Origin of the sequence: Pseudoalteromonas espejiana DSM 9414 (assembly GCF_002221525.1) — a bacterium.
Classification (GTDB): domain Bacteria; phylum Pseudomonadota; class Gammaproteobacteria; order Enterobacterales; family Alteromonadaceae; genus Pseudoalteromonas; species Pseudoalteromonas espejiana.
The window spans coordinates 208,977-221,214 of the sequence record NZ_CP011029.1 but is presented as its reverse complement, the minus strand read 5'-3'; the positions used below and the strand labels follow the sequence as shown (position 1 = coordinate 221,214).

The window sequence follows — 12,238 nt, the reverse complement described above, 5'->3', positions numbered from 1 at the left end:
TATTTAAAACAGCTGCGCAATGCCTACATTAATAGCAAAGCCACCTAAGGTTAAAAACAAAAATAAACAGCCTGCTAATAACAGTGGTTTAATACCCGCTTGGCGAATAGCACCAACGTGGGTACGTAGCCCAAGTGCAACCATGGCAATGGTAAGCAATATATTATCAAACCATACAATGGCGTTTGTAGCACCTTGAGGAATGACCGATAACGAATGCACGCCACTTGCCACTATAAATAACACCGCAAACCAAGGAATCGTAATTCCCGATTTATGCTCGCTGCCCTGTGCGTTTATGTTTGCATGCTTTTTACTTTGCCAAAACGATAAGCCCACTAAAAATGGTGCAAGCATCATTACGCGTAGCATTTTTTCTATCACGGAGGTATCGGCCGCATTGGCGCTTACCGCTGTGCCCGCAGCAACCACTTGCGCAACTTCATGAATGGTTGACCCAACAAAAATGCCGTACGCGTGCTCACTCAACCCCATAAACTCAAACATTACTGGATAGGCAAACATACTTAACGTGCCAAACACCACTACCGTTGCCACCGCTACCGATACTTTATGCGCTTGTGCTTTTATAACTGGCTCGGTTGCCATAACTGCTGCGGCACCACAAATAGAGCTACCTGCCCCAATTAGTATGGTTGTTTGCTCATCAAGCTTAAATACACGTTTGCCAAGTTGAATTGCTAATATAAAAGTACCTAGCAGCATTACCACATCGGTTAATAGGCCATGCCAACCAACGCCCGCTACTTGTGTAAAAGTTATTCTAAAACCAAACAACACAACGCCCGCTTTAAGCAATATACTTTTAGCGTAATCAACACCTAAATCTGTACGCGCAGCAATGCGCGAAAACACACCGTTGCCCACAATAATGCCAAGCACAATACCAATAGTGAGTGAGCTAAATTGCGCACTTTGCATTATTTGTAACTTACTTAATGCAACAGATGCCCCCGCTAAAATAACCACCAGCAGCATACCTAGCCACCAGCGAGAGTCACTGTACTGCTTAGTATTAATACCCAAAGGTTGAAACCCATTATTAATAGCGCTAAGCATAATATTCCCTCAATTAAACAATGTTGATGTGTTGACTTAATTGTAAGAAAGCTCAAAATATAACTCCAATATATTAAAATCATGATTCGATAACTTAAAGTTATGCAGTTAAGAGTGATGAAATTTAAGGTTATACAATGAACTTACATGCACTTAGGGTGTTTTATACAGTGGCTAAATTGGGTAGCTTTTCAGGCGCAGCCGAGGCGCTTTTTATAAGCCAGCCCGCTGTTTCTAAAGCGCTAAAAGAGCTTGAGTATCAGTTAAATATTCTACTTATTGAACGTGCATCTAAGGGTAAAAAACTTACCTTAAGTGAAGGCGGACAAGCCTTGTATGATCATGCGCGTAGTATTTTTGCTATCGAAAAAGCCGCCGTTGACGATATTAAATCGCGCACAGGGCTAAAGCGCGGTACGCTCGTTATTGGCACCAGCACCACCATTGCCAGTTATTGGCTACCGCCTTATTTAGCTAAATTTTGCGCCCAATACCCACATATAAAAGTAGAAGTGCAAGTGGCTAATACCGCGCAAATTGAGCATGCGTTGCTAGAGTGCACCATCGATTTAGCATTGGTTGAAGGCACACCTACCGAGCCACATATAATAAGTAAGCACTGGCAAAACGATTTAATGAGTGTTGTTATACCGAGTAACTTTAAGCCCACTAAAAACTTAAAAGCGTGGTTAAATAAACAGTTTTGGTTATTACGCGAGCCAGGCTCTGGCACGTTAGAAATGTCGGTAAAGTTATTAGCAGAGCATGGCGTACAAGCAGAGCAAAGTATGCAATTAGGCAGCAACGAAGCCATAGCAAGGGCTGTTGCTCAAGGTATGGGGGTCGCTTTACTGCCAAATGTAGTCACTGAAGATTTAGTGCAGTTAGGTAAATTAACGCGCCTGAGCCAAAAAAGTAACGAGCAACTCTCTCGGCCACTTTATCAACTGCATTATAAAGACAGACCATCCTCGCATGCTGCGCAAGCATTCGAGAAAAGCCTGTTTAGTGAATAGTGATTATGTGAGTAAAACTAGATCAGAGTACTAAGCCATATAAATGGAGATAAGCGCTCGCTAAATAGAACGTGGCTGAATAAAGACGGGACGTCTATAAGCCTTTAACAGAATCATAGTGATTTATGACATTCACAATACGGTCTAATAATGGAATCAGTCCATTAAAATTAATATGTTTTTTTTGAGCTTTAATTATCTGAGTTGCGAATACTTCCTTGCTAAGGTCTTTCAAGGGGTCTCGATTCTGTACAGTGTTGAAAAACATTCCATTTGTATGTTTTCTCAATCTAGCATCGTCACCAAAAAAATATTCAATATCAGTGTCTTCATCTTGATCGCCGCGGGGTGTAAAAACAACATATAGATTATCAATAACATGTATAAATTCAGCTTTTCTTACATCTTTCTTCGGATCTAAGGTATTGGGAACCAAAGTCGTTTTTTTATTAAAGTTTCTAGATTGTAATAAAGTCTCTATTTGCTTGGGTCCATCATCATTATCAATAAAAATAATTACTGGGTTCTCTGGCTTAGGAGCATTATATATCTTACTCTTAACTGCATATGTATCGATAAAACCTCTTAAATAGTCAGCGCCTCCATATAGCTCTAATAGAAACCTTGTTCTTTTCGAATATTCTATAAACCTAACTAGTAACTTATACTCATCACCAATATTAACTAGTTGCTTATATTGATTATGTAATTGATTAATTGCGGACTTTAAATAAACATTATCGGTCTTACCTTCACATAATATAGTAGGTTTTTCATTTGCATAAAATAATCTATAAAACAAAAACTTACTAAACACAGTCTCTCTACCTGATAATAAGCCATTTGTACGTTTACCATAATTTTTAAGACTATATTCTGGACTTAACGGAGGGCTTTGTCTCATTCTATTGTAGTGATCAACTTGATCTATAAAATTCAGCTGTCCCTCAAGCTCATTGATATTCCCTTCGACTGACCTGCCATTCTTATTGGTAATAAAATGACCAGTATTAAATAATGAATTACATTTAGCCCTAGCTGTTCGCCAATATTCACTTTTTACATTTGGCTTTTTATTAACAATCAAACCGGTAACATCTTGTCTAGAGTTTTTATACTGAATGCGAGTTTTTCTTTCGTTAATACTAAAACCAGCATGTTTAATTGCTCTTTTAAGCCTTTTACCTGGGGCAAATCCATTGAGCGAATCACACATGATTTCCGGTGGAAAAACAGATAATCGAGTTGAGAAAGTTATATCATCAGCATAACGTGTATAAGTACATTTGTACCTCTTAGCTAACGAAGCTAAGCGAATATCTAGGTGGTGTGTGATCAAATTGGTTATTACTGGAGAGCATGGGCTCCCTTGAGGTAGGGTGTCTTTATAGCATGCTATTTGAGCAATTACTGTTGCAATAGATGGCGATAATTCAAAGTTTTTATTTTTTATAAAAAACCCTCTAACACGGCCAAAGTTAAAAGAGTCGAAAAAATTCTCAAGATCAATATTTAATACACTCTTTTGCCCTAAATGCATAACTGCGTTGGTCAAAATAGAACGTTGTCGTGTAAAGCCATGAGATAAGTAGGGCTGTTTAATGGCAGCATTTGAAATTTTAACTTTCAAAACCTCTGCTGAAGGATCATTTTTCTTTGAAATATTTTTTTTTGGAGATACTAGCTGTGAGTCTGGGTATTTTAATGTATTTATTTCATCAATACAGTCCAGCAACAATTCAGATAGTTTTGATTGAAGACCTTTGAGGTCTTCACTAGGGGCGGTTATCACTCTTTTACCACCCGACTTTTTGTTTACTTCAAACTGATGATATTGATTCTCAGGCTTTATAATATACAAACACTTTGTCAGAAAAACAGGGCTTACATTCAAAATACTAGCCAACTGAGGCTTAGTTGCTGCACCCTTTAAATTCTTTAGCCTACTCAACATTAATTCCTTTTAAATAATGGTTTATGGGCACTCCTAGGCACTTTTCTCAGGTAGCCTCATAATGATGATAATCTACTAATAGGCAGTTCTCTCGAACAATTTTTTCACAGGTCGCGAAACGCGACCAAAAATCTGCCCATAAACCATCTTCACTTTAACACAGACAAATCATGCTTTTAACTTTTTATTATACTTAAAAAAAACATATGGATTAAACCTCAACCTCAACCTCACACATTATAATACTAAGAGATTACTCATAGCAGCTCACCAGCTACCTCATAAATCTATTTGCTATATTGGTAAACTCTCATATCCCCAAGCTCTATTCACAAACCCTTAGTTAAATCTTGCGCCAATGTGCCTTTTGGTTTTTCAATTACACGTACTAACTCTTTTCCATCGTCTTTTACTATAAATGTTGGCGTGTATTGCAAGTCGTGCGCCTGTGCAACGCCTGCATCATCGCGTTTGTTGTAACCCACGGCCACGTAGTCAATACTGGCAAGTGTAACTTTAGATTCATCAAGTAACTTAATCAGCTTTGGTACTTCGCGCTGGCTGTCGTGGCACCAGGTGCCAAATAATACAATTAGCTCCTTGCCTTCTAGCTTTTGCATTAGGGCTATATCTTCCTCGGTTGGCGTAAATGCGTTGTACTGCTTATTAAACTTATCGTAATCGCTTAACAGTGCTTGAGTACTTATCTTGCCCGAAAATGGCGCAGTAGCGGCAATGCTTACTAGCGGCATACTTAACGCGCACAATAAAACTAATTGTTTAAACATAGGGTTAAGGTAACTTTTAAAGTGAGTAATTAAGCTCACTATACTGAATATTACTAAAAGTTTACACATTGTTTGCACCTTCTATTTTTATAGTTTGCACACTTTAATAAAATAATAAGCATGCATATATGAATATAAAACCCTTTATATTTTATTCAGTTATTGCCTCTACTGCCTTTTTGTATGGTTGTGGTGGTAGTGAACAAAGTAGCGACACCAGCACAGAGCAAACTGACTCATCATCAACAACCACCTCCACGGGCTTAGTTATTAACGAAATTGTCGCAAGCCCAAGTGATACCACCTACGATTGGATTGAGCTATACGCCACTGCAGACATAGCCGACTTATCGGTATTTTCGCTTGTTGATGATAACGCCGACAGAGAGCCTCAAGCTTTACCTGCTGTATCGCTTTCGCAAGGTGAGTTTATTGTTATTCAAGCCATTGATGAAACCGACACAGCGCCCGATAGCGGTTATTACGTTACCTTTAAATTAGGGAGTGACGATGCAGTCACGTTATACGAGGACGGCACTGCGGTGTCTGTACTTGATTGGGAAGAAGGCGAAGCCGCTGAAGGCTTTAGCTACGGCCTATACACCGATGGTACCGGTACAGCGCAAACATTAGCGCCAACAGAGGGCGCAGCTAACCAAACTGCCGATACCTCTACACTTGTTACTACGCTAATTGCTGAAGATGCGCCACTGCGTATAAACGAAGTAGTAGCAAAAGACAGCAGCGGCTCTGAGGATTGGATAGAGCTTTATGTAACAAGCAGTAGCGATGTTTATTTAGCCAACTACACACTAAGTGATGACAATAACGAGCAATTTGCTCTACCTGATATTACGTTATCGCCTGGTGAGTTTTACCGTATTTACGCAAGCACTGATGATTTAGGCGACCTGCCAAGCGTTGCGTTTAAATTAGGTTCAAGCGATACCGTAAGCCTTTACAGTAACAATGTAATTATAGAGCAGTTATCGTGGAATAAAGGCCAAGCGCTAAGTGGTTACAGCTATGGCCGCTACCCTGATGGCAGCGATGCAATTGCGGTATTAACTCCAACAGAGCTTAGCCAAAACAGCAAAGCAACTCACGGGCCACTCGTTATTAACGAAGTGGTGGCAAGCGCCGCAGACGATGGTAACGACTGGTTTGAGCTATACAATAACAGCGAAAACACAATTAACTTAGCCAACTACCACGTTATTGATGAAAGCGACGATATAGACCCAGTTACCCTGCCCGACATAGATTTATACGCAGGCCAATACATTACTATTTATGCCACCGATGAAGATCCAGGTACTAACTACGTGCCCTTTAAATTAGGCAAAGAAGACGAGCTAAGCCTAATTTTTAACGACGAAGTAATTGACTACATTGATTGGGACGAGAGCGATGTAGCCACGGGCTTTAGTTACGGCCTAAGTAACAGTACCGATTTTACTCATGCGTTTTTAACACCAACCCCAAGTAGTGAAAATACAGTTGCAAGCGCATTTACACCCACGGCTGTTAATACGCTTTCTATTACAATTACCGACGAAAACTGGCAAGACATCCTAGACAACCCACTTGATGAGGAATACCACGAAACAGCTATTACCTTTAACGGGGTAACGCTAGACAGCGTGGCAATTCGCACTAAAGGCGGCTCAAGTTTAAGCAGCGTTGCCAACTCTAGCAGCGACCGCTACAGCTTTAAGGTCGATATTAACGAATATGTGTCGGGGCAAAAGTTTTTTGGGCTAAAAAAGTTCACATTACAAAACTCGTTTAACGACCCGTCGTACATGCGTGAAGTAATTGCCTACGAGCTAATGGATGAAATGGGCGTGCCAACCCCTGAGCATGCCTACGTTAACTTTTATGTAAACGGCGAACTATTTGGTTTGTATTTAATGGTAGAAGCCGTAGATGGCGAATTTGTTGAAAAACACTTTGCCAACAGTAACGGCGATTTATACAAGCCAGATGGCACAGGCAGCGATTTACTATGGCTAGGTGACGATATACAAAGCTACACCGATATAAACCTGCAAACCAACGAAGGCACCACCGATAACGGCGCATTTATTAACTTTGTAGAATCGCTCGATAACGGCGAAACAAGCGCCATAGATATAGACACGCTTTTACGTTATATGTCGGTAAGTACTTCACTTTCTAATTTAGATAGCTACCACGGGCCGCTTGCTCATAACTATTATATTTACGATGACGATGGTGTATTTAGTATTTTGCCATGGGACTTTAACGAGTCATTCGGCACATTTAACATGGATTGTAATAGCGTAGATATAAGGGAGCTCTACATTGATGAGCCTGTAAGCGGCGCATTAAGCGAACGCCCGTTAATCGCTAATGTATTTGCCGAGCAAAGCAACCTTGATGTGTACCACAGTTATTTAACGCAGCTTATTAATGGCTCACTTTCAAGCGACACATTTAACGCACGCGTAAATGAAATAGCCGACCTAATTCGTGAGCACGTACAAAACGACCCAACTAGCTTTTATGGCTCAACCTACTTTGAGCAAAACCTTACCTCTACAACGGGGCAGTTTTACGGCTTAACGTCTTTTATGCAGTACCGCGTAGCAAATATGGCCGCGCAGCTCGATGGCACATTGCCTTCAGCTGGCGACGGCAGCGGATTTTGCTCTCGATAAACAGCCCATCCTTTGCGCAGTGCCAGCACTCTGGCACCGCCTCTATTACTTTGCAATTTAATAATCTGAGAAAATTATGACAATTCAAGCACGTTTTAAGGATGAACTTTTTGAAAAGGACGCTTCAATCTCACCTGTAGCAATTACTGCTATAAATACTAAAAATAAGCAGGCTCAGCCTGAAAAGCCAGATGCGCGAGGCTCATTAACAAGCTTAATTAACGAGTTGCTCGCCCCGTTTGAAGGTTACGGGTTAAACGATCTTAATAACGCTAATTTAATGAACCGTGTAGACAGCAAGTTTATGCTACCACTGTCTTTTTTACCTGAGCTGCTTACTCATATACAAGGCCAGTATAGGGTACTTGATATACAAGGTAAGCGTTTATTTTCTTATTATAATCAGTACTTTGATACGCCCGAACTTGATTTATATAAAGCCCATCATAACGGTAAGCTTAATCGCTACAAAGTACGCCAAAGGCGCTACGTTGATACCGCCACCGAATACCTAGAAGTAAAACTAAAAAACAACCAAAGCCGCACAGTCAAAACACGTATAAAGCTCGCGCAAACTAGCAACGAGCAAGCTAACAGCACGGCGTTTATTAAAGAGCAAATGAAAAACAACTTTGCACATTTAAATGTAACCCAGCAAAGCGGCTATAACCGCATAGCCCTAGCTAACGAAGAAAAAGCCGAGCGCTTAACGCTTGATTTTAACTTGTGGTACAACACCCCAAAAGGCGATAACAAAATAACCTTACCGGGCTTTTTTATTGCCGAGCTTAAGCAAAGTAAAAAAACAAAACACTCGCCATTTTATAAGCTCATGAGTAAACACCACATATTCCCAGCCTCGTTTAGTAAATACTGTATTGGCTGTGCTTTGCTCTACCCCGAGCGCTTAAAAGTAAACCGCTTTAAACCTGTTTTAGCCCATTTAAAACACCTTAACCGCACTAACCCGCTTTTACCTTTAGAGAATAATTAAAATGACAAAATTAGATCTTATTTTTCTTTCCCGCTTTTTAGTAAACATCCTATCGCTGGCTGTACTTTGCTATGGCTGTTACTTTCGTATTAGTAAAAATGCAGTGGTGGCAGGCTCATTTATTTTATTTGGTGTAGGCGTTTTTATTATTACCTTTTTGCTGCACGGCGTTGATATGTCGATGGAATTTGCATTTGGCCTATTTGCCGTATTTACCATGCTAAGGTATCGCACTGAGTCTATCTCTATTAAAGAAATGACCTACTTATTCCTTGTTACTGCCATTGCTTTACTTACCTCTGTAGGGCAAATGAGTTTAATTGAGCTAAGCATTCTTAACGGTATTATTTGCTTAATTGCCTTTTTGATTGACTCAAGCGTATTTGTAAAACGCTACGAAGTACAAAGCGTTTGCTACGAGCGCATAGAAAACATAACCCCACAAAACCAAGCCATTCTCATCAATGATTTAAAACAGCGCACAGGGCTAAACGTCGTTGCCGTAGATATAGAACACATCGACTTTTTAAGAGACGTAGCGCAACTAAAAGTAAGTTACTTAGCCGAAAAACAAACAAAGGCAGCCTAACATGACCTCTAAACAAACGATTACTTATGCGGCACTTTCAGCACTTTGCTTTGTTAGTAATGCAAGTTTTGCCAAAATTAACGACGATATAGATTTAAGTGGCTATATCATGCTCGACTACAACAAATTTGATACCGCATTATTAGAGGATCAATACGACAGCAACAGCTCAGAAAGCACCTCTGAAATACGCCGCGCACGCCTAAGTTTTAAATCAGACATAAGCAAAGACTGGAAAAGTAAATTTCAACTTGGCTTTGCCGATGGCGAAACCGAAATAAAAGACGCCTATTTAGAATACTCGGGCTGGAAATATGCCGATTTGACCATAGGCCAGCAAAAAGAAGGTTTTGGCCTAGAAAAACTAACCAGCTCGCGTAAATTGCTAATGCTTGAGCGCAGCATGATAAGCGAAGCATTTTCACCAGGGCGCAGCTTAGGTATTAGCCTTTCCGGGGACATAGCCTCAGTAAATTGGCAACTAGGTTATTACGAGCCCGATGAAAACGAAGCAACATCTGCTATTACAGGGCGCGTAGCTTGGGTGCCATGGCAGCAAGATACTAACTTATTACATCTTGGGGTTGCATTTAGTGAGAGGCAGTACGATGGCAACGAATTTAGAGTAAATGAACCACTTGAAGTTTATACCGCCGACTCATTAATAGAAGGCGATAAAATTAATGCCGATAGCCTTTCGCAACAAGGCGTAGAACTACTATGGCTACAAAACAGATTTACCATGATGGCCGAGTGGCAACAAGCACAAGTAACCAGTATTGAAGAGTCAACCAATGATTACGAAGGCGGCTATTTGCAATTTGGTTATCAACTATCGGGCGGAAACCGAAAATATAAAAACGCAAAACTAGGCGCAAGCTCAGAGCCAGGCTGGGAAATTACAGGCCGCTATAGCTTACTTAAGCTCAAGCAAGAAAACCAAGACGCAAAAACCTACGCCCTTGGCGTTAACTATACCGTAAACAAAAACATAAAATTTATGGCCGACTACATTAAAGCCGATTACTACGAGGCAGGCGGTACTATCACATCGGGCAATGCAATCTCATTAAGGCTGCAGTATTCGTTTTAATGCGCTTTGCGTGTTTAATCGGTTAACCTAAAACTATAAAACCCCTGTATTAAACGTTACGTTTAATACAGGGGCTATTTTAATTGAGCTGTTATAAACAATATCATCAATGCAAACTATCTTAAGATAACGTATCGAGCTCGAACTTATCCCTAGCTTAAAAGCTTAAGACTTCTACCACGCCAACAGTAGCAATGAACGATAGTGCTAATAACTTAAATACCTTAGTTCGGCTTTTAGAAAGTTTAACTATGAAATAAAAATCTATTTACTCACCTTTTATATTGCCTTTCCCCTGCACTGTTTTTATTAAAGGGATACATGCTAAAGAAAGGATTAGTGCAATAAAAAAACCGATCATAGAGTTGCCAAACCAGATCCTGAAAATACTAGTTAATAAAGCTAAAATAAGAGCAGATATAAGCCATGGATTAACGTTTTTCATTTTTAATTCCTTTTATATTTGAACAACTCTTTTATCTAACTGGACTACACGTATTTTGCTAGCCACTCAAGTACATTTAAGGTTTAGGGATATAGTTAATTTGATAGGTGTACTCTTGCAAGCTTAGTTAGTGTGGCATCAGCAGACACTGGTAAACCTTGATGTATGAAGTCAAAATTTGCCCCCTTTAACCTTAATTACCAATCAGCTGCATACTGTTTATTTGCTTTAAAAGCCTCGACTTCTAAATGTGCTTGGTCGTAACCAAATTCAGCTATGTCAGAGAAGTGCTGAGTTATCACTTGGTCAAGACTAGATCTTTCGATTTGTAGCACATGAACCAATTCATGAGCCAATTTTGGCCTATTGAGCTCATATCCATTACGAACATAAATGAAATAACCGAAAGCCTGGGCATTATTAGTAATACCTTCACCAATAAAACCTAGTGCTTCACCTAGTGTTTTTAGAGCGAAGTTTTCGTATGGAAACGGTACTTCTTCAACATGTACAATCCTAACTTTCTCTGGTTTTTGAATTCCTATATCAGCTGCCAAAGCTAATTCTCGTGAATTTAGTGGAATTCCTGACTCAAAGCCTTTTCTTTCAGTTTCATAAGCCCAGTCAACATACTGAGGTATTAATATGTCTGAGATGATTTTCTGGTATGACAGTGCTGCACCAATAATTAAAGCAAATAATATTAGCACTGTAAGTTTGAAAAATTTCATTCAATTCAAATCCCTTTAAAAATTCCTACTAACTCGAAAAAAAATATAACGCCCAATTCAGCGGGCAAAGTTTGCGAAGCTAATTTTGCCCGCTGCAATTTATTGTTAGTTTTCATCTGGCTCCAACGTCTTTCTTATACTTTCAATGACTTTCTCTTTCGCAGATTGAATCCCTTTGTCCATAATTTTTACAATCTTCTGAAGTTCTTCCATTGATTGAGTGAACTGGGCTGTATTAGCTGGGCTAACACCACAATTGAAAGCAGCACCATGAATCATACTATCTAGACTAAGCGCAATACTTTCGATTTCATCAAAAAGCGCTTTATCCATCCAAAACTTGTTGAGTTTTGAGTAAGAAATGAATTCATCAACAGCTTTGCTGGCTGCATCAAACTGGGACCCGAGTTCGTGTGTAGGCCCCGAGCTATAAACGAAATCCTTGCCTTTCGACTCCATATTAACCAAACGATGATAAAGTCCTTCGATAACCTCAATTCGCTTTTCGTGAAGCTTCGAAAATTTAATTTGATGCTCTATAGTCCCAATTCCTATCGCATACTTTATTTCTTCAGTTAAACGAGTCGTTCTTTCAAGTCGGTCAATCACATCATCAAAGCTATCTTTGAGGGCTTGTTCTTCGCCTCGTTTTTTTAAATAGGAACCAAAGTATGCACCCAATGCCGCAGATACTAAGGCCACCAGAGTAATGTAGACGTAATGAATAGCCGACAGTGATACGCCATTCTCAACAATTTCTTTAGCTAGATCTTGTAGATTTTCAACTGCCACTGCTTGTGTCTCCGTAAAACTAACGCCGCATTAAGCGGTGAGAAATAGTTGGCTATAATGTGTAGCGAAGCG

General features: G+C 39.8%; 11 protein-coding genes. 5 read left to right on the top strand and 6 right to left on the bottom strand.

Features of this window, described 5'->3' with window-relative positions:
• Positions 1-3: 3 nt before the first annotated feature.
• A complete protein-coding gene (locus tag PESP_RS17865) occupies positions 4-1,080 on the bottom strand; it encodes a YeiH family protein (RefSeq protein WP_089349378.1) in 1,077 nt (358 codons plus the stop codon).
• A 137-nt stretch (positions 1,081-1,217) separates the two neighbouring features.
• On the opposite strand from PESP_RS17865, the gene PESP_RS17860 reads away from it, so the two are divergent.
• The gene (locus PESP_RS17860; protein ID WP_089349377.1) at positions 1,218-2,096 is read left to right on the top strand and encodes a LysR family transcriptional regulator; all 879 of its coding nucleotides are present in this window, start codon (positions 1,218-1,220) and stop codon (positions 2,094-2,096) included.
• 94 nt (positions 2,097-2,190) lie between these two features.
• Here PESP_RS17860 and PESP_RS17855 read toward each other — a convergent pair whose 3' ends face one another.
• Together PESP_RS17855 and PESP_RS17850 are read right to left on the bottom strand one after the other, a co-directional pair.
• Positions 2,191-4,050 carry a retron Ec67 family RNA-directed DNA polymerase/endonuclease gene (locus PESP_RS17855; protein WP_245852296.1) on the bottom strand — a complete coding sequence of 620 codons (1,860 nt, stop codon included), beginning with the start codon at positions 4,048-4,050 and terminating at the stop codon, positions 2,191-2,193.
• A 329-nt stretch (positions 4,051-4,379) separates the two neighbouring features.
• Positions 4,380-4,838 carry a thioredoxin family protein gene (locus PESP_RS17850; RefSeq protein ID WP_089349827.1) on the bottom strand — a complete coding sequence of 153 codons (459 nt, stop codon included), beginning with the start codon at positions 4,836-4,838 and terminating at the stop codon, positions 4,380-4,382.
• A 128-nt stretch (positions 4,839-4,966) separates the two neighbouring features.
• Here PESP_RS17850 and PESP_RS17845 point away from each other — a divergent pair, with 128 nt between their 5' ends.
• The 4 genes from PESP_RS17845 to PESP_RS17830 all read left to right on the top strand — a co-directional run bounded on the left by PESP_RS17845 (position 4,967) and on the right by PESP_RS17830 (position 10,198).
• Complete coding sequence (locus PESP_RS17845) at positions 4,967-7,522, top strand: CotH kinase family protein (protein ID WP_089349376.1); 2,556 nt, start codon at positions 4,967-4,969, stop codon at positions 7,520-7,522.
• A gap of 76 nt (positions 7,523-7,598) precedes the next feature.
• Entirely contained in the window at positions 7,599-8,516 is a 918-nt protein-coding gene (locus PESP_RS17840) for a polyphosphate polymerase domain-containing protein (protein WP_089349375.1), read from the top strand.
• Position 8,517: 1 nt separating this feature from the next.
• Complete coding sequence (locus tag PESP_RS17835) at positions 8,518-9,105, top strand: DUF4956 domain-containing protein (RefSeq protein ID WP_089349374.1); 588 nt, start codon at positions 8,518-8,520, stop codon at positions 9,103-9,105.
• A gap of 1 nt (position 9,106) precedes the next feature.
• Positions 9,107-10,198: an OprO/OprP family phosphate-selective porin gene (locus PESP_RS17830; protein ID WP_089349373.1), complete on the top strand. Its 1,092-nt coding sequence runs from the start codon at positions 9,107-9,109 to the stop codon at positions 10,196-10,198.
• A 268-nt stretch (positions 10,199-10,466) separates the two neighbouring features.
• Here the strand turns inward: PESP_RS17830 and PESP_RS20530 are convergent, their stop codons facing one another.
• The 3 genes from PESP_RS20530 to PESP_RS17820 form a co-directional block, all read right to left on the bottom strand.
• Positions 10,467-10,643, bottom strand: coding sequence for a hypothetical protein (locus tag PESP_RS20530; RefSeq protein ID WP_164504453.1), 177 nt, complete (start codon positions 10,641-10,643; stop codon positions 10,467-10,469).
• 197 nt (positions 10,644-10,840) lie between these two features.
• Entirely contained in the window at positions 10,841-11,374 is a 534-nt protein-coding gene (locus PESP_RS17825) for a hypothetical protein (protein WP_089349372.1), read from the bottom strand.
• 105 nt (positions 11,375-11,479) lie between these two features.
• Positions 11,480-12,166 carry a hypothetical protein gene (locus PESP_RS17820; RefSeq protein ID WP_089349371.1) on the bottom strand — a complete coding sequence of 229 codons (687 nt, stop codon included), beginning with the start codon at positions 12,164-12,166 and terminating at the stop codon, positions 11,480-11,482.
• Between the last annotated feature and the right edge of the window lie 72 nt (positions 12,167-12,238).

Excerpts from the sequence above, each read along its gene's own strand:
- PESP_RS17845 (WP_089349376.1), top strand. The coding sequence starts at position 4,967 with ATGAATATAAAACCCTTTATATTTTATTCAGTTATTGCCTCTACTGCC.
- PESP_RS17855 (WP_245852296.1), bottom strand. The coding sequence starts at position 4,050 with ATGTTGAGTAGGCTAAAGAATTTAAAGGGTGCAGCAACTAAGCCTCAG.
- PESP_RS17850 (WP_089349827.1), bottom strand. The coding sequence starts at position 4,838 with ATGTTTAAACAATTAGTTTTATTGTGCGCGTTAAGTATGCCGCTAGTA.
- PESP_RS17825 (WP_089349372.1), bottom strand. The coding sequence starts at position 11,374 with ATGAAATTTTTCAAACTTACAGTGCTAATATTATTTGCTTTAATTATT.
- PESP_RS17860 (WP_089349377.1), top strand. The coding sequence starts at position 1,218 with ATGAACTTACATGCACTTAGGGTGTTTTATACAGTGGCTAAATTGGGT.
- PESP_RS17865 (WP_089349378.1), bottom strand. The coding sequence starts at position 1,080 with ATGCTTAGCGCTATTAATAATGGGTTTCAACCTTTGGGTATTAATACT.
- PESP_RS17830 (WP_089349373.1), top strand. The coding sequence starts at position 9,107 with ATGACCTCTAAACAAACGATTACTTATGCGGCACTTTCAGCACTTTGC.
- PESP_RS17840 (WP_089349375.1), top strand. The coding sequence starts at position 7,599 with ATGACAATTCAAGCACGTTTTAAGGATGAACTTTTTGAAAAGGACGCT.
- PESP_RS17835 (WP_089349374.1), top strand. The coding sequence starts at position 8,518 with ATGACAAAATTAGATCTTATTTTTCTTTCCCGCTTTTTAGTAAACATC.
- PESP_RS20530 (WP_164504453.1), bottom strand. The coding sequence starts at position 10,643 with ATGAAAAACGTTAATCCATGGCTTATATCTGCTCTTATTTTAGCTTTA.